Source organism: Streptodolium elevatio (genome assembly GCF_040649515.1).
Taxonomy (GTDB): domain Bacteria; phylum Actinomycetota; class Actinomycetes; order Streptomycetales; family Streptomycetaceae; genus Yinghuangia; species Yinghuangia elevatio.
In genome coordinates, this window is record NZ_JBEZFP010000013.1 from 72,019 (window position 1) to 88,232 (window position 16,214).

The following is a 16,214-nucleotide window of genomic DNA, read 5'->3' on the forward strand; positions in this document are numbered from 1 at the left end:
CTTTCCCGGGGGCGGCCGCGCCTGCTTCGTATGGACACGCACCGGCGACGAGCCCATATCGTTTCGTCGCATGAGTGTGCTTGCGATCGATGCCGGTACGACCGGAGTCACCGCCCTGCTGGTGGCCCGCGACGGGAGCGTCCTGGCGCGCGGCTACCAGGAGTTCCAGCAGCACTTCCCGGAGCCGGGACGCGTGGAGCACCAGCCGGAGGAGATCTGGCAGGCCGCGCTCCAGGCGTGCCGGGAAGCCCTGGACCGCGCGGAGCACGCCGACGACGCGCCGACCGCGGTCGGCATCACCAACCAGCGCGAGACCGCGGTCCTGTGGAACCGCCGCACGCTCTCGTCACCGCGTCGCGCGATCGTGTGGCAGGACCGTCGCTCCGCGGACATCTGCACGCGCCTGGCCGACGACGGACACGAGCCGCGCATCGTGGAGTTGACCGGCCTCCGCCTCGACCCGTACTTCACCGCGACCAAGCTCGCCTGGCTGGCCGAGCACGACAAAAGCGTGTGGCGTGAGGTCGAGGCCGGACGCGTCGCGCTCGGCACCGTCGACTCCTACCTGGTCGCGCGCCTCACCGCGGGCCGCAGCCACGTCACCGACGCCTCCAACGCCTCGCGCACTCTCCTGTTCGACATCGTGCGCGGCGAGTGGTCGGCGGAGCTGTGCGACCTGTTCGGCGTACCGATGGACGCGCTGCCGCAGGTGGTCGCGTCGTACGGCACGGTCGCCCGCACCGACCCCGACGTGTTCCTCGGCCTCGACCTGCCCGTCGCCGGCATCGCGGGCGACCAGCAGGCGGCGTTGTTCGGCCAGGCGTGCCACGCTCCCGGCGACGTGAAGTGCACGTACGGAACCGGCTCGTTCGTGCTCATCAACACCGGTGCGGAGCCCGTGCGTTCGTCGGCCGGGCTGCTGACGACCGTGGCGTGGGGCGCACCCGACGGGACGCTCACGTACGCGCTCGAGGGCTCGATCTTCGTCACCGGCGCCGCCGTCCAGTGGCTGCGCGACGGCCTCGGCATCATCGGCGCCGCCGCCGAGACCGAGCCGATCGCACGCACGGTGCCGGACTCCGGCGGCGTCGTGTTCGTCCCGGCCCTCACCGGCCTCGGCGCCCCCGACTGGGACCCCACGGCGCGCGGCACGATCCTCGGCATCACCCGCGGCACCACACGCGCGCACCTGGTGCGCGCGACCCTGGAGGCGATCGCGTACGAGGTGCGGGACGTCGTCGACGTCATGACCACCGACGCCTCGCTGGGCCTGCCCGCCCTCAAGGTCGACGGCGGGGCCTCCGAGAACAACCTGCTGTGCGCCATGCAGGCGAACCAGCTCGGCGTCTCGGTCGAACGCCCCAAGGTCAGCGAAACCACGGCCCTGGGCGCGGCGTTCCTCGCCGGGCTGGGCACCGGCGTGTGGTCGGGCACCGCGGAAATCGCCGCCACCTGGCAGCTCGACGCCCGCTTCACCCCCGGCCGCCGTGACGACGAGGCCTACGCCCGCTGGCGCAAGGCCGTCGAACGCGCCAAGGGCTGGGCGGACTGAACCGGCCGCGTCAGTCGTCCAGGCCGCGTTCGATGGCGTAGCGGACCAGTTCGACGCGGTTGTGCAGCTGCAGTTTGTTGAGGGTGTTCTGCACGTGGTTCTGCACGGTGCGGTGCGACAGCACGAGCCGTTCGGCGATCTGCTTGTAGGACAGGCCCTTCGCGACCAGCCGGAGCACCTCGGTCTCCCGGTCGGTAAGCCGCGGTGCGGCCGGTTCGCGGGAGCCTGCCGCGGCCGGGTTGGTGGCGATGCGGCGGAACTCGCCCAGCACGAGGCCCGCGAGGCCCGGGGTGAAGACCGCGTCGCCCTTGGCGGTGCGCTCGACGGCCTCCAGCAGTTCGGCGGCGCTGGCGGACTTCACCAGGTAGCCGGTCGCACCGGCCTTGACGGCTTCGAGGACGTCCTCCTGCTCGCCGCTCGCGGACAGCACGAGGATGCGCACGGTCGGGTCGTTCTTGACCAGTTCGCGCGCCACCTCGTCACCGCTGAGCTTGGGCAGGTTGAGGTCCAGCACCACGACGTTGGGCGCGGTCGCCCGCGCGCGCCGGATGGCCTCGGAGCCGTCGCCCGCCGTCGCGACGACGTCGTAGCCGGCCGCTGCGAGGTCCCGTGCCACGGAGTCACGCCACATCGGGTGGTCGTCGACGACGAGCACACGGATGGGGGCGCTCGCCGGAGCCCTCTCGGTCATCGCTGCCCACCTCGCCTGCCACTCGTCCGACACACCGCACGGCGCCGCACGGGACGCCGAGTCAGAACCTACCGGAGGGACCGGACGAGGGTCGGCGCACCGCTGCCCGCCGTACCGCGGGCGTGACGGTGCCGCGAGGGGTCAGCCGCGGCCGTTGAGAGCCGGGGTCTGGCGCGGCAGGCGCAGTTCGACCTCGGTGCCCTGCCCCGGGATCGACGTGAGGAGTGCGGTGCCGCCGACGTCGCGGAGCCGCCCCTCGATGGACTGGGACACTCCCAACCGCCCTGCCGCGCGGGCCTCTTCGAGGCGTCCGGGCTCGATGCCGGGGCCGTCGTCGCGCACACTCACGATGATCTCGTCGGGCTCGTCCTCCAGCAGGATCCACGCGCGGGCGCCCTCGCCCGCGTGCCGCCAGACGTTGTCGAGCGCCGCCGAGGCCGCGGCGACGAGTTCGCGGGCCACGGGCGTGGGGAGCAGCACCGGGGTGCCGGGGGACGCGACGCTGACCCGGGCGCCGGCGAGCCGGCCCAGGAGCGCGCGTACGTCCTGTCGCGCCGGATCCTCGCCGATCCCCGAACCGGGCAGGTCGGCGGCCTCCAGGTCGACAGGTGCGTCCGACACCAACTGCCGGAGCGCGACCTCCTGTTCTCCCGCGAGCTGCCCGAGTTCGGCCGCCTCGCCGCCGATTTCCGCACCGCGGCGCTGCACGAGTGCGAGCACTTGCAGGACGCTGTCGTGGATGTCGCGTGCGAGGCGCTCGCGTTCGCGGGTGGCCGCCTCCAGTTGGAGGGCCCGGGCGAGGGCGCGTTCGCTGGACCGGGCCAACTCGACCACGTAGCCGATCGCGGTGGCGGCCAGCATCATCAGGACGATGTTGTGCAGGTTGCTCTGCGCGATCTCGCCGCGCTCCACGATGTTGGCCGTGCCGGTGACCAGGGCGGCGATGGCGCCGGTGAGCCACCCTCCCTTGATCGCCCAGGCCAGGACCGGGGCCGAGGACCACACCGTGGGGAGCGTGAGGCTGCCCTCGGCGACGCGCGCGGGGTCGTCGAGCCAGCGGGTCGCGAGCACGCTGAGCACCGCGAGGGCGAGGTCGACGCTCAGCACGGGCCAGCCGCGCAGTTCGGGCCTCTCGAAGGCGTACATGGTGAGGAGCGTCCACACCGTGAGCACGCCCATGACCGCCCAGCCGCCGAACGGGTAGCGGTACTCGTCGGCCGCACTCATGTACTGCATGATCGCGTAGCCGAGTGCGAGCAGCCGGAAGACCGCGAGCGCGCGCCACAGCGGTTGTTCGACGGACATCCGTTCCTCCCGGTACGGGCCCCGCGAACTCACGCGCCGCCCCGCGACGATGGTAGAGCCGGGCGGGCCGCCGGGACATGGCCGCCGAAGTGGGGGCCGGGCTGCGCCGCTCTACGCGGGCTTCTCAGGCTTCTCCGGGCTCTCCGGGCTCTCCGGGTTGTCGGCCTTCTCGGCCGCGGCCTTGTCCGCAGCAGCCTTGTCGGCTTCCGCCTTCTCGGCGGCCTTGGCCGCCTTCTCCGCGGCCGCGACCTGCTTGCGCGCCTCGACGATGGCCTTCTTTGCATCGGCCGCGTAGAGGTCGACGTACTCCTGCCCGGACAGCTCCATCAGCGCGTACATGATCTCGTCGGTGATCGAGCGCAGGATGAAGCGGTCGTCCTCCATACCCTCGTACCGCGAGAAGTCGAGGGGTTCGCCGATCTTGATGCCCACCCGCATGATCTTGGGGATCACCTTGCCCGGCGGCTGGATCTTCTCGGTGTCGATCATGACGACCGGGACCACCGGCGCCCCCGACTCCAGCGCCATGCGCGCGATGCCGGTCTTGCCGCGGTAGAGCCGCCCGTCCGGGGAGCGCGTGCCCTCGGGGTAGATGCCGAGGAGCTGGTCGTGGCCGAGCACCTTGAGGCCCGCCTGGAGCGCCGCCTCACTCGCGCTGCCGCCCGTGCGGTCCACCGGGAGCTGCCCAGCCCCCCGGAAGAACGCCGCGGTCAGCCGCCCCTTTATGCCGCGCCCGGTGAAGTAGTCCATCTTCGCCAGGAAGGTGACGCGCCGCGTGACCATCGCGGGCAGGAAGAAGGAGTCCGAGAAGGACAGGTGGTTGCTCGCCAGGATCGCCGGCCCGCGCTCCGGAATGTTCTCGCGCCCGACGACCTCGGGGCGGAAGAACAGCCGCAGGAGCGGGGCGATGACGAGCTTCATCAGCCGGTAGAACAACCCTGACCTCCTCGTGAACCGACTCGAACCTTAAGGCATGGCCAGACGCGGGTCGCCTGGGCGGGCGTACGCGGCTGTACGGCGTGTGCGCGCCCATGGGAGCATTCCCCTGGGCTTCCCCTGGTACCGAGCCCCGAGGAGCCTCCGGTGAGCCCGCGCAGGCCCGCGAGCACGTGATTCGCGAGGAAGTGAGAGGAGCCGCCCGGTGTCGATCCTGCCTGGTGCCGAGCCTTACCACCACGACGGAGGCCCCGTCGGCTTCCTGCTGAGCCACGGCTTCACGGGCACCCCGCAGTCGATGCGCCCCTGGGCCGAGCACCTGGCCGCGGGCGGTCTGACCGTGTCGCTGCCGCTGCTCCCGGGTCACGGTACGCGGTGGCAGGACATGCAGCTCACCACTTGGCAGGACTGGTACGCGGAGCTCGAGCGCGCCTTCGACGTGCTGCGCGGCCGCTGCGAGTTCGTGTTCGTGGGCGGGCTGTCCATGGGCGGCACCCTCGCCCTGCGCCTCGCCGAGCAGCGCGGCGACCAGGTGGCCGGCCTCGTGCTGGTCAACCCGTCGGTGCACGCGGACGATCCGCGGCTCAAGGCCCTGCCGGTCCTGAAGCGCCTCGTACGCTCGCTGCCGGGCATCGGCTCGGACATCCGCAAGGAAGGCGCGTCGGAGCTGGCGTACTCGCGCATGCCGCTCAAGCCGCTGCACTCGCTCGCGCGCCTGTGGCCGCTCGTGCAGAGCGACCTTCCGCAGGTCACGCAGCCCGTGCTGCTGTTCCGTTCGCCGCAGGACCATGTGGTCAATCCGGCGAACTCCGAGACGGTGCTCGCCCGGATATCGTCTACTGACGTGACCGCGGAACTGCTGCCCGACAGCTACCACGTGGCCACGCTGGACAACGATGCCGAGTATCTCTTCACGCAAAGCCTGGAATTCGTCCGCCGTCTCACCGCGTTTGACGGGCAAGACGACGGCAAGGACGACGCGAAGGACTGAGAGTGCCAGGACGTGGCAACGGGCTCGACGCGGAGTCGTACAAGCCCCTCACCGACCTCGACCCCGAGTTCGCCGACGACATGCTCGTCGTGCTGCGCGCCGAGGGAGTCGCGGCTTATGTGACCCCGCTCGACGAGGAACCGGACCTGCTGCGCCTGTGGGTGGACGCGGCGGCCACCTCGCGGGCCAGGGCCCTGCTGCGCCGCGAGCGCGAGGCAGCCGAGGAACGGGCCGAGGAAGGCACCGGGGCCGGGTCGGCCGAGGACACCGCGGACGACACCGGCGGCGCGGCTCCCGCGCAGGATGCCAAGGCCCCCGGGGACGGCCCCGCCGACGTGCCCGTGGAAGGTGCCGCCGATGCGGCCGAGGGCACCCGGACCGCGGCTCCCGACGCACCGTCGGGTACGTCCGCCGCCACGTCGGCCGGCACCGCGGCGCCGGACGAGGACGAGCTGTGGGCGCAGATCGTCGCGGGCTTCGACACCGAGGTGGCCGATCCCGTGCCGCGCTGGCCGGTCGCGGAGGACGTCGACAACAGCGGCGGCGCGGCGGGCGGGCGCAAGGGCGGCGTCACGCGTCCCGGCGACGGCTCGTTCCGCGTCGGCGTGGTGACGCCGGGTCCGCGCGACTGGTCGCCGTCCGACGAACGCCCGGAGGACGCCGAACCGGACGAGCTCGACGAGGACCCCGACGAGCACTTCGTGCCGCCGCCGCCTCCGCCGCTGCCGAAGACCGACCTGGCGACGAAGACCGCGTGGACCGCCCTGCTCGGCGGGCCGCTGTTCCTGCTGGCCGTGGTGCTGCTCGGCCGCCCGATCGGCGAGTGGACGACGTTCCTGGCGATCGCGGTGTGCGGCGGCGGCTTCGTCGCGCTGGTGTCGCGCCTGCGGCAGGACCACGACGAGGACGACCCCGACGACGGCGCGGTCGTCTGACCCCGCGCCGTTCGGCGAGGCCCGCTCGGGGGGCGCCCGGTGCTCACCGTGTGAGCGTGTTCTCCGTGGTGCGCCCGGCGAGGAAGTCGTCGACGTTGCGCAGCGTGGTACCGAGGATCGCGTCGATCGCCTCCTCGGTGAAGAACGCCTGGTGCGACGTCACCAGGACGTTCGGGTACGTCATCAGGCGGGCGAGCACATCGTCGGTGACCCTGCGGTTGGACAGGTCGCGGTAGAAGAAGTGCTCCTCTTCCTCGTACACGTCGAGCGCGACGCCGCCCAGCATGCCGCGGCGCAGCGCGGCGACCAGCGCGAACGTGTCGACGAGCCCGCCGCGGCTGGTGTTCACGAGGAGGGCGTCCTCGCGCATGGCGTCGAGTGCGGCCGCGTCGATGAGGTGGTGGGTGTCCGGTGTGAGCGGCACGTGCAGGCTGACCAGGTCGGAGCGGGAGAGCAGGTCCGGGAGCTCGGCGTACTCCATGCCCAGTTCCCGGCACGCGGGGTTCTCCACGAGGTCCCAGCCGATCAGCGGGCAGCCGTGCCCGTGGGCGATGCGGGCGAACGCCTCGCCGATCCGGCCGGTGCCGACGACTCCGACCGTGCGCCCGTGCATGTCCCGGCCCAGCAGGCCGTCGAGGCGGAAGTCGAAGTCGCGCGTACGCACGACCGCACGCGGCAGGTGCCGGTTCACCGCCTGCACAAGGGCCCACGCGAACTCCGCGACCGCGTAGGGCGAGTAGTGCGAAACGCGCATCACGGTGATGCCGTGGCGCGACGCCGCGTCGAGGTCGATGTTGTTGAACCCGGTGGAGCGCTGCGTCAGCAGCCGCGTGCCGCCGGCCGCGAGGCGCCGCAGCACCTCGGCGTCGGCCTTGGCGTTGACGTTGGTCAAGACGATCTCGTGCCCGTTCGCGAGGACGACGGTGTCCTCGTCGAGGTTGACGTCGAGGCAGCGCAGTTCGTACCGGCCGTCGAATGCCTTGCGCAGAAGCGGGCGCTCGTAGCTCTCGACGCCGTACGCCAGGATCTCCATGCGATGCCTCACCGGTTCCGTGCGGCTGTGCGGGGCAGCTGCAGGCAGCTATGTGACAACTGTGAACAACTACGACACTACGCACCGAGGGCCCGAACATGCCGAACGCCCGCCGAGACGCGCGCCGTGTCAGCCGATCGGAACGCGCAGCGTGGCGAGCACCGGGCGGTGGTCGGTCGCCGCCTCGTACTCGGCGTCGGTGAAGTCCTCGGGTACGCCACAGCGCACGAACTCCACGCCCTCCGAGGCGAACACGCCGTCGATGCGCCGCCAAGGCCTGCGGTGCGGCGAGGTGAACTCGCGGCCCCAGGGCGCGACCGCGTACCCGTCCTGGAGCTCGGCCGCGAGGTGGTCCCACCCGGGATGGCCCGGGAACTCGTTCATGTCCCCGGCCAGGATGCGGTACTTCTCGCCGAGGTCCGCCAGATGGGTCAGGACCAGGTCGGCCTGCCATCGGCGTTCCTCGGCGTCCAGACTCAGATGCGTGCTGCCCACCGCGAACCGCGCGCCGGCGATCGCCAGCCGGGCGAGCGCGATACCCCGCTGATGGAATCCGGGCGTACGCGGCAGCAGGACGTTCCGCGCCTCCAGCACCTCGATGCCCGGCGCGACCAACACCATCGGCCCGGTCGCCGCCGCTCCGCCCGCCGCGACCGCGAACCCGCACGACCTCGCGAGCCACTCGGCCTGCACGCCGGGCAGCAGAAAGCGCGGCGCCTCCTGGACGAGCGCGATGTCCGCCTCGAAATGCCGGATGATCCGCACCAGCAGCCGCCGGTCGTCCCGCAGCGACCGCACGTTGTACGAGAGCACCCGCAGTTCGACGACGCCGGACGCCCCCGCTCCGGTCCCGTCCACGGCATCAAGATCGGCAAGCCCCATCAGGCCATGCTGCCCCGGCCCCCGGTGATCCGCGCGCCGAGCCTGCGTAGGCCGAGCCTGCACTGACGAGACCGGCCTCGCCCGAGCGGGCGAAGTGCCACGACCGGACGCGGTGGAACCGCGCCGGCCGGCGGCGTCAGAGGCGGGCCAGGTCGGCCGCGCCGACGAGTCCGGCTTCGGGGCCGAGGGTGGCGACCACGACCTCCGCGGCGGGGCGGTGGCCGCGGGTGAGGACGCGGTGGTACGCGCTCAGCGTGGGTTCCAGCAGCAGTTCGCCGGCCTCGGAGACACCGCCGCCCAGCACGAACGCGCCCGGATCGAGAATCGCCGCGAGATCGGCCATGCCCTGGCCCAGCCACTCGCCGATGTCGCGGAAGGCCGCGAGGGCGATCGGGTCGTCGAGGCGCGCGGCCTGGGTGACATGCGGGCCGCGGATGCCGTCGGGGGTGCCGTCCCCGAAGGCGAGCAGCTTCTCGGCGGCCCGCGGTTCGCCCGCCGCGCGCTCGCGGGCGAAGCGGGTGAGGGCGTTGCCGCTCGCGTACTGCTCCCAGCAGCCGTAGTTGCCGCAGCCGCACAGCAGGCCGTCGGGGACGACACGCATGTGGCCGGGCTCGCCGGCGATGCCGTGGCGGCCCCGGACCAGGCGGCCTTCCTGCACGATCGCGCCGCCGATGCCGGTGCCGATCGTCAGGCAGACGACGTCGTCGTGGCCCGCTCCCGCACCGAACCGGACCTCCGCCCAGGCGGCGGCGTTGGCGTCGTTCTCGACCACGACCGGCAGGCCCACGAGGTTCTGGATGCGGTCGCGCAGCGGTTCGTCCACCCACGCGGAGACGTTCGCGGAGAACATGACGGTGGCCCGGTCCGCGGCGATGAACCCGGCGGCGCCGAGGCCGACGGCGTCGACCTCGCGGTCCCGCACGAGGTGGCGTACCGCGTCGCCGATCGCCTCCGCGACCGCCGCGGGATCGGTCGGGGTCGGCACCTTCACGCGGTCCAGGACCACGCCCGCGGCGTCGACGACGCCTGCCAGGATCTTGGTGCCGCCGATGTCGACGCCGATCGTCAGTCCCATGTCGTCTGTCGTCCTCGGTGTTTCGGGGGGCGGATGGTGCGGTGCGGCGGGTGCGGCCGGCGGTACGGGCCCGCGCGTGCCGGATGCCGGGTGCCGGGTCAGTCGCCTTGGGGCGGCTCTTGGCCCCGGCGGTCGTCCGGGAGGCGGTCGTCGAGCCGCTTTCCGTGGGAACCGTCGGCAGGGTTCTCGTCGAAGTCCGCATCGAGTTCGATGTCGATGTCGACGCGCTGGGCTGGGGCCGCGCGGGACGCCCAGCGGCGCTCCTTGTCGGCCACGAACGACCGGTACGCGGCGAGCAGTTCGGCGCCCGCCGCGCCCAGATGCGCGGCGGCCTCGGGGTGTCGGCGAATCAGCGGCTCGACCACCTTCTCGCGGACCTCTTCGCGTACGCCGCCCAGCTGCGCGGCAACCGCCTCGGCGAGCCGCCGGGCCTCCTCGGCGAGGCGGTCCGCGGACTCCGGCCGCGGGCGACCGCCGTCGTGTCCGCCGTCGTGTCCGCCGCCGGGACCATCGTCCCGGCTGGCGTCGCCACCGTCATCCTGCCGGTCGTCGGGCGCGTCGCCGGCCCGGCCCGAGCGGGCGCCCGGGACCGGGTCCGCGACACCGGCCCAGGGGTCGTCGGATCCGTCCGTGCTCTTCATCGAAGGCTCCACCCGCCGCATTCTCCCGTGTGCCCGGCTGCCGGGGCGAACTCCCAGGCTGTTCCGCGTGCCCTGCCCTGTGCCGCGTCATCCGCCACGCCGTCTGCCGCGTCATCGCCGCATCCACACTGCCGGATCCGGAACGAACCGAACCCGCAGCACACCACCCCGCAGCCCGGCTCCTTCAATAGTGCATCGCCGCAGTGCGGAGGGCAGGGGCAGCATGCGGCGGTGCGCACCGACCGTCACGATGAGTTCGTCGCCGCGCCGCAGCAGGTCCAGTTCTCCGCGCTCCGCGCCGGGCAGCGGGACGACCAGCACGAGGCGGTCGCCGTCGGCCTCGATGTCGAACCTGCCGTCGGCCCCCGGCGCGGCCGAGTCGGCGGGCGCATCGGCTCGGCCAGGTGCCGCTTCCGCGGCGTCGCCGGGCCGCCGGTCGGGGAGACGCGGCAAGGTCTCGGCGAACCCGGCGAGCGCGTCGGCACCGATCGGCTCGTCCTCGCCGCCGGCCACCGCGGCCATCTCGGCGCCGGGAAACAACCCGCGCAGCGCCGCGGTCCGGTCGCGGGCCAGGGCTCCGCCTTCGGCAAGGCCGTTGACCACGACGTCGCCGACGGTGCGGCCGTACAGCGCTAGGGCCGACGCGGCCCGGCGGTCGGCCGCCGCCGCGACCGTCCCCGGCCGGGTGACGAAGCGTACGGTCGTCTCCGGCCCGTCCAGCACCGCCCGGATCGCATCCAGTTCCGCGATGACCCGGCGGGCCGTCGCGTACAGCCACTCATCCGGCATCGGCACCCCGGCAGCGACCGCGAGAATCGGCGCCAGACCGCGGGCGGCCTGGCGCTCGACGGGCAGCAGACGGTCGAGGTAGCGGGACAGGGTCTCGGGGAGCGCGAGGGCGAGCACGGCCTGTTCGGCGGGCGGCAGGTCGACCACGACGAGGTCGAATGCGGCCGATCCGTCGTCACCCACAGGCTCGTCGCCGGCGGCAGGTTCGTCCTCGGGCCTGTCGGCCGCGGCCGATCCGTAGGCCGCGCCGCGCCGCTCCCCGGGCACACGCACGTACCTGGCCAGCACGCGCAGCGTGAGCGCGTCCACCGCGCCCGGCACCGCGGTGATCTCCTCGGGGTCCAGCGAATCCACCCCGAACAACGCGAGTATGCCGCCCAGTTGCTCTTGGACCGCCAGGAACTCGCGCTCGAACTCCTCGCGCACCGCGACGCGCGCCGCGTACAGCCCCGGCTCGACCTCGACCGGATCGGGGCCGAGCGCCAGGCCGAGCACGGTGTCCGCGTCCGCGGTGCCGTCCGCCGCGAGGAAGAGGGTGCGACGCCCGGTGCGTGCCGCGGCCACCGCGGTAGCCGCGGCGACCGTCGTACGCCCGGCTCCGCCCAGGCCGGTCACCAGCAGGACCCGGGTCACCGTGCGCCCCCCGCGGGCCGACCGCCGCCGGACCCGCTCGCGGGCCTGCGAACCGCCAATCTCTCAGCCGCTCTTCGAGACGCTGTCCGGACGCTGCTCGACGCGCTTCTTGAGCCCCGAGAGCGCGCGGTCGATGATGACCTTCTCGGCCTTGCGCTTGATCATGCCGAGCATCGGGATCTTGACGTCGACGCGCAGCTCGTAGGTGACTTCGGTGCCCGACGCCAGCGGCTGGAGGGCGTAGGTCCCGTCGAGCGACTTGAGCATCTGGCTGCTGACGAGCGTCCAGCGCACCTCGCGGTCGCCGTCCCAGGTGTATGCGAGGACGTGCTCGTCCTTGATCGCCGCGGCGTCCAGCACGAACCGCACGCGGGTGCCCCGGCCGATCTGCTCGTCCTTCTCCAGGACCTCGGCCTCCTTGACCTCGCCGGTCCAGTCCGGGTACTCGGAGAAACCGGCGATCACCGCCATGACCTCGGCCGGCGTGGCGTCGATCGTGATGCTCGATCTGGTCCGTTCCGCCATCGTCAGCAGCCCTCCGGGAAGCCTTCACCCCTGCGCGCCGCCCGGGCGGGGACGCTGCGGTTCCGTCGAAGGCTATCGCGCCGGGCGGGGCCTGTGGCGGTGGCCACCGGACAGCGGGCGGCGCGCCACATTGTCGGGCGGGAACAGTCCCAGGCCCGGACGGTTGCCGTCGCGTCGGCGGCGGGGCTCACCAGCTGAGCACGTACGGCCGTCCGGTCGCCTGGAAGTGCCCGACGTTGACGCACTCGGTCCGCCCGATGCGCATGCGTCGGGCCAGCGGCTGGTGCACGTGCCCGAACAGCGCGTACGCGGGCTGCGTCGCCCGAATGGCCTCCAACACGGCCTCGCTCCCGCGCTCGAAGCGGCGGGCGACCACGTCGTACGTCAGTTCGGGGACGGCAGGCGGGATGTGGCAGCACAGCACGTCGACCTTGCCGAGTGCCGCCACCTTCGCGGCGTACTCCTCGTCGGAGATCTCGTACGGCGTATGCATCGGCGTCTTGAGGCCGCCTCCGACGAACCCGAACGTACGTCCGCCTATCTCGACCGTCGCGCCGTCCAGCACGGTGACCCCGTCCCGCGTGTAGTCCTTCCACAGCGCCGGGATGTCGACGTTGCCGTAGGTCAGGTAGGTGGGGTCGGGGAAAGCCGCGAACAGGGCGGCGTACTGCCGCCGCACGGCCTTCTCGATCGCCTCCTGCGGCGGCTCGGCGAGCGACGCCCACAGGGAGCGCGAGAAGTCGCGGGCCTCGTCGAACCGCCGCGCGGTCCGCAGGGCCACCAGCTGCACGGCATTGTCGAGGCCGAACAACTCGGGGAAGATCCCCTGCGTGAGGTCGTGGTAGTCGATGAACAGGATCAGGTCGCCCAGGCACACGAGCGCGTCGGCGCCGTCACCCGCCCGGGCGAGGGCCTGTGCCTCGCCGTGTACGTCGCTCACCACGTGGACCCGCATTCCCGCAGCGTACCGGCGCCGCCACAGATGGGGCCGAGTCGCATACCCTCGGGGGTAGGACAGGCGAAACGAAACAGCAGCCGGGCCGCCGCGCCCGGGGGTGACGAGAGGCACAGGATTGTCACGACCCCTGTCACTCGGACCTTACTTGCCAGTAACGTCTGCCCGACCACCGGCAACCGCCATCAAGGAGCAGTCCGTGCGCGAGTTCAGCGTCCCGGCCGTGGCCGAAGTGCCCGTCAAAGGCAACCTGACCGACATCATCAGGACGAACGCCGCCGAGGCACCGGACACTGCCGTCCTGTCCCGCAAGACCGGCGGGCGCTGGACCGACGTGACGTCCCGGCAGTTCAAGGCCGAGGTCTACACCGCCGCGAAGGGCCTGATCGCGTCCGGCGTCAACCCCGGCGACCGCGTCGGCCTCATGTCGCGCACCCGCTACGAGTGGTGCCTGATGGACTTCGCCATCTGGTCGGCGGGCGCGGTCACCGTGCCCATCTACGAGACGTCGTCCGCCGAGCAGGTCGAGTGGATCCTGTCCGACTCCGGTGCGACGGCATGCATCGTGGAGACGGCCGCGCACGAACAGATGATCGGCGAGATCCGCGGCGGCCTGCCCGACCTGGCCCACGTGTGGCGCATGGACGAGGGCGACACCCCCGCGGTCGAGGCCGCGCTCGCCGCGGCGGGCGCGGAGCTGGACGACTCCGCGGTCGACGAGCGCTGCGCGGGCCTGACCGGCGACTCGACCGCGACCCTCATCTACACCTCCGGCACGACCGGCCGCCCCAAGGGCTGCGTGCTCACGCACCGCAACTTCTACGGCGCCTCGACCAACCTGATCGAGCAGCTCCACGAGCTGTTCGAGGTCGAGGACCCGTCCTGCCTGCTCTTCCTGCCGCTCGCCCACGTGCTCGGGCGCGAGCTGCACGTGATCTGCATGCAGGCGCGCGTACGCACCGGGCACTGCCCGGACATCCGCCAGCTCACCACCGAGCTCGCCGAGTTCAAGCCGACCTTCGTGCTGGCCGTGCCGCGCGTGTTCGAGAAGGTCTACAACACCGCCACCGCAAAGGCCGAGGCGGACGGCAAGGGCAAGATCTTCCGCAAGGCCGTCGACACCGCGATCGCCTACAGCGAGGCACTCGACGCCAAGGGCCCCGGCTTCGGACTGCGCGTCAAGCACGCCACGTTCGACAAGCTGGTGTACGCCAAGCTCCGTGCCGCCCTCGGCGGCCGCTGCAAGTTCTCCGTCTCCGGCGGCGCCCCGCTCGGCACCCGGCTCGGCCACTTCTACCGCGGCATCGGCCTGACCATCCTGGAGGGCTACGGCCTCACCGAGTCGACCGCGGCCACCACGCTGAACCCGCCGAACGCGGTCCGGGTCGGCACCGTCGGCCGCCCGATCCCCGACTCGGCGGTGCGCATCGCCGAGGACGGCGAGATCCTCCTCAAGGGCGTCAACATCTTCCAGGGCTACTGGCACAACGACGCCGCCACCGAGGACGCCTTCGAGGACGGCTGGTTCCGCACCGGCGACCTGGGTGAACTGAGCGACGAGGGCTACCTTTCGGTCACCGGCCGCAAGAAGGAGATCCTGGTGACCGCGGGCGGCAAGAACGTCGCCCCGGCCGTCATAGAGGACCGGATCCGGGCGCACCCGCTTATCAGCGAGTGCATGGTGGTCGGCGACGCCCGCCCGTTCGTGGCCGCGCTCGTGACGATCGACCCGGAGACCTTCCCGCGCTGGAAGGAGACGCACGGCAAGCCGGTCGACGCGACCGTGGCCGAGCTGGTCGACGACGCCGACCTGATCGCCGCGGTGCAGGAGGCGGTCGACGACGGCAACAAGGCCGTCTCGCGCGCCGAGGGCGTCAAGAAGTTCCGCATCCTCACCATCAACTTCACCGAGGAGAGCGGCCACCTGACCCCGTCGATGAAGCTCAAGCGCGGCATGGTGATGAAGGACTTCGCCGCCGACGTGGAGAACATCTACGCCCCCGCGCAGGCCAAGGCTGCCACCACCTGACCCCCGCCGCGCCCGCGGGACGCGCGGCGGGCGCCCGCCGGCGACACAGCTCCCGAGGGGGCTGCCGGGCTGCTACTCGTAGCCCAGCAGCCCCCTCAGCCGTCCCGCGAGCAGGTCCCAGCGCCACGCCTCCTCGACCCACTGTCGGCCGCGCTCCCCCATCGCCTTGGCCCGTACCGGATCCAGCAGCAGTTCGGCCACCCGTGACGCCGTCTGGCCGGTCGACCGGCCGTCGACGACGTAGCCCGTCTCGCCGTCGACGACCGCGTCGGGCGCGCCGCCGGAGTTGCCCGCGACGACAGGGCGGCCGACCGCCGACGCCTCCAGGTAGACGATGCCCAGGCCCTCCACGTCGAGCCCGCGGCGCCGGGTGCGGCACGGCATCGCGAACACGTCGCCCGCCTCGTGATGGGCGGGCAGCTCGGCCCACGGCACCGGCCCGGTGAACGTCACGGACGCGCGTACGCCCACCTCGTCGACCAGCTTCTCCAGGTCGCCGCGGTACGGGCCGCCGCCGACCACCAGAAGCGCGGCGTCCGGCACCCGACGCAGGATCTCCGGCATGGCCCGGATCAGCGTGTCCTGGCCCTTCCGCTTGACCAGGCGCGACACGCACACCACGACAGGGCGGTCCGTGAGGCCGTGGCGGGCGCGCACTTCGGCGCCGCCCACGCCCGGCCGGAAGACGGTCTCGTCCACGCCGGGAGGCAACTGCACCATGCGCGCGGCCGCTTCGGGACTGAGCTGCGGCGCGATCTTCGAGCGCGTGTACTCGCCCAGGTAGGTGACGGTGTCCACGCTGTCACCGATTCGGCGCAGCAGCCGCCTGGAGACCGGCAGTTGCGCCCAGCCCGCCTCGTGGCCGTGTGTCGTGGCGACGAGCCGCGACACGCCCGCCTCGCGCAGCCCGACGCCCATCAGGCCGAGCGGCGCGGCGGCCCCGAACCACACCGCGTCGCACTTCTCGGCGCGCGCAATGTCCTTCGCCAGGCGGGAGACCCACGGATTGGGGATCATCATCTTGGTGGCGTCGCGGACCACGGGGAACGGCTGTTCGCGGTCGAACGCGCGTACCTCGGTGTTGTCCTTCCAGGACGACGTGTAGACGACGACGCTGTCCGGCGGCAGCCGCAATGCCATCGAATGGACGAACGATTGGATGCCGCCCGGCCGCGGCGGGAAGTCGTTGGTGACGATCAGGGTCTTGCGCACGCTTGTCATCGGGTCGAGATGATTTCAGAC

15 protein-coding genes are annotated in these 16,214 nt (G+C 72.4%); 4 read left to right on the forward strand and 11 right to left on the reverse strand.

From position 1 onward, the window contains the following. Positions 1–70: 70 nt before the first annotated feature. On the forward strand, positions 71–1,552 hold the full coding sequence (glpK, locus tag AB0C36_RS07700) for a glycerol kinase GlpK (protein WP_358350742.1): 1,482 nt from the start codon (positions 71–73) through the stop codon (positions 1,550–1,552). 10 nt (positions 1,553–1,562) lie between these two features. Here the strand turns inward: glpK and AB0C36_RS07705 are convergent, their stop codons facing one another. The 3 genes from AB0C36_RS07705 to AB0C36_RS07715 all read right to left on the reverse strand — a co-directional run bounded on the left by AB0C36_RS07705 (position 1,563) and on the right by AB0C36_RS07715 (position 4,484). Further along, positions 1,563–2,243, reverse strand: coding sequence for a response regulator (locus tag AB0C36_RS07705; protein ID WP_358350744.1), 681 nt, complete (start codon positions 2,241–2,243; stop codon positions 1,563–1,565). 141 nt (positions 2,244–2,384) lie between these two features. After that, positions 2,385–3,548: a MacS family sensor histidine kinase gene (macS, locus tag AB0C36_RS07710; RefSeq protein WP_358350746.1), complete on the reverse strand. Its 1,164-nt coding sequence runs from the start codon at positions 3,546–3,548 to the stop codon at positions 2,385–2,387. Positions 3,549–3,659: 111 nt separating this feature from the next. Further along, positions 3,660–4,484: a lysophospholipid acyltransferase family protein gene (locus AB0C36_RS07715; protein ID WP_358350749.1), complete on the reverse strand. Its 825-nt coding sequence runs from the start codon at positions 4,482–4,484 to the stop codon at positions 3,660–3,662. Between the two features lie 205 nt (positions 4,485–4,689). On the opposite strand from AB0C36_RS07715, the gene AB0C36_RS07720 reads away from it, so the two are divergent. Both AB0C36_RS07720 and AB0C36_RS07725 read left to right on the forward strand, forming a co-directional pair. Further along, on the forward strand, positions 4,690–5,475 hold the full coding sequence (locus tag AB0C36_RS07720) for an alpha/beta hydrolase (RefSeq protein ID WP_358350752.1): 786 nt from the start codon (positions 4,690–4,692) through the stop codon (positions 5,473–5,475). A gap of 2 nt (positions 5,476–5,477) precedes the next feature. Further along, positions 5,478–6,410 (forward strand): hypothetical protein, encoded by a 933-nt coding sequence (locus AB0C36_RS07725; protein WP_358350755.1) that lies wholly within the window; start codon positions 5,478–5,480, stop codon positions 6,408–6,410. A 43-nt stretch (positions 6,411–6,453) separates the two neighbouring features. On the opposite strand, the gene AB0C36_RS07730 is transcribed toward AB0C36_RS07725, so the two are convergent. The 7 genes from AB0C36_RS07730 to AB0C36_RS07760 form a co-directional block, all read right to left on the reverse strand. Further along, the gene (locus tag AB0C36_RS07730; RefSeq protein WP_358350757.1) at positions 6,454–7,443 is read right to left on the reverse strand and encodes a 2-hydroxyacid dehydrogenase; all 990 of its coding nucleotides are present in this window, start codon (positions 7,441–7,443) and stop codon (positions 6,454–6,456) included. 129 nt (positions 7,444–7,572) lie between these two features. After that, positions 7,573–8,325 carry an endonuclease/exonuclease/phosphatase family protein gene (locus AB0C36_RS07735; RefSeq protein ID WP_358350759.1) on the reverse strand — a complete coding sequence of 251 codons (753 nt, stop codon included), beginning with the start codon at positions 8,323–8,325 and terminating at the stop codon, positions 7,573–7,575. Between the two features lie 136 nt (positions 8,326–8,461). After that, complete coding sequence (locus tag AB0C36_RS07740; RefSeq protein ID WP_358350762.1) at positions 8,462–9,400, reverse strand: ROK family glucokinase; 939 nt, start codon at positions 9,398–9,400, stop codon at positions 8,462–8,464. 98 nt (positions 9,401–9,498) lie between these two features. After that, entirely contained in the window at positions 9,499–10,041 is a 543-nt protein-coding gene (locus AB0C36_RS07745; RefSeq protein ID WP_358350764.1) for a DUF5304 family protein, read from the reverse strand. 111 nt (positions 10,042–10,152) lie between these two features. Then, positions 10,153–11,463: an ArsA family ATPase gene (locus AB0C36_RS07750; RefSeq protein ID WP_358350767.1), complete on the reverse strand. Its 1,311-nt coding sequence runs from the start codon at positions 11,461–11,463 to the stop codon at positions 10,153–10,155. Between the two features lie 63 nt (positions 11,464–11,526). Then, positions 11,527–11,988, reverse strand: coding sequence for an SRPBCC family protein (locus tag AB0C36_RS07755; protein WP_358350769.1), 462 nt, complete (start codon positions 11,986–11,988; stop codon positions 11,527–11,529). A gap of 187 nt (positions 11,989–12,175) precedes the next feature. Next, entirely contained in the window at positions 12,176–12,943 is a 768-nt protein-coding gene (locus tag AB0C36_RS07760) for a metallophosphoesterase family protein (protein ID WP_358350772.1), read from the reverse strand. A gap of 199 nt (positions 12,944–13,142) precedes the next feature. Between AB0C36_RS07760 and AB0C36_RS07765 the strand changes: the two genes are divergently transcribed. Next, positions 13,143–14,972 (forward strand): AMP-dependent synthetase/ligase, encoded by a 1,830-nt coding sequence (locus tag AB0C36_RS07765; RefSeq protein WP_358350774.1) that lies wholly within the window; start codon positions 13,143–13,145, stop codon positions 14,970–14,972. 72 nt (positions 14,973–15,044) lie between these two features. On the opposite strand, the gene AB0C36_RS07770 is transcribed toward AB0C36_RS07765, so the two are convergent. Continuing rightward, positions 15,045–16,193: a glycosyltransferase family 4 protein gene (locus AB0C36_RS07770; protein WP_358350777.1), complete on the reverse strand. Its 1,149-nt coding sequence runs from the start codon at positions 16,191–16,193 to the stop codon at positions 15,045–15,047. Positions 16,194–16,214 lie beyond the last annotated feature (21 nt).

Bases quoted from the DNA above. Each gene is read 5' to 3' on its own strand.
- glpK (WP_358350742.1), top strand. From the start codon at position 71: ATGAGTGTGCTTGCGATCGATGCCGGTACGACCGGAGTCACCGCCCTG.
- AB0C36_RS07705 (WP_358350744.1), bottom strand. From the start codon at position 2,243: ATGACCGAGAGGGCTCCGGCGAGCGCCCCCATCCGTGTGCTCGTCGTC.
- macS (WP_358350746.1), bottom strand. From the start codon at position 3,548: ATGTCCGTCGAACAACCGCTGTGGCGCGCGCTCGCGGTCTTCCGGCTG.
- AB0C36_RS07730 (WP_358350757.1), bottom strand. From the start codon at position 7,443: ATGGAGATCCTGGCGTACGGCGTCGAGAGCTACGAGCGCCCGCTTCTG.
- AB0C36_RS07735 (WP_358350759.1), bottom strand. From the start codon at position 8,325: ATGGGGCTTGCCGATCTTGATGCCGTGGACGGGACCGGAGCGGGGGCG.
- AB0C36_RS07740 (WP_358350762.1), bottom strand. From the start codon at position 9,400: ATGGGACTGACGATCGGCGTCGACATCGGCGGCACCAAGATCCTGGCA.
- AB0C36_RS07745 (WP_358350764.1), bottom strand. From the start codon at position 10,041: ATGAAGAGCACGGACGGATCCGACGACCCCTGGGCCGGTGTCGCGGAC.
- AB0C36_RS07755 (WP_358350769.1), bottom strand. From the start codon at position 11,988: ATGGCGGAACGGACCAGATCGAGCATCACGATCGACGCCACGCCGGCC.
- AB0C36_RS07760 (WP_358350772.1), bottom strand. From the start codon at position 12,943: ATGCGGGTCCACGTGGTGAGCGACGTACACGGCGAGGCACAGGCCCTC.
- AB0C36_RS07770 (WP_358350777.1), bottom strand. From the start codon at position 16,193: ATGACAAGCGTGCGCAAGACCCTGATCGTCACCAACGACTTCCCGCCG.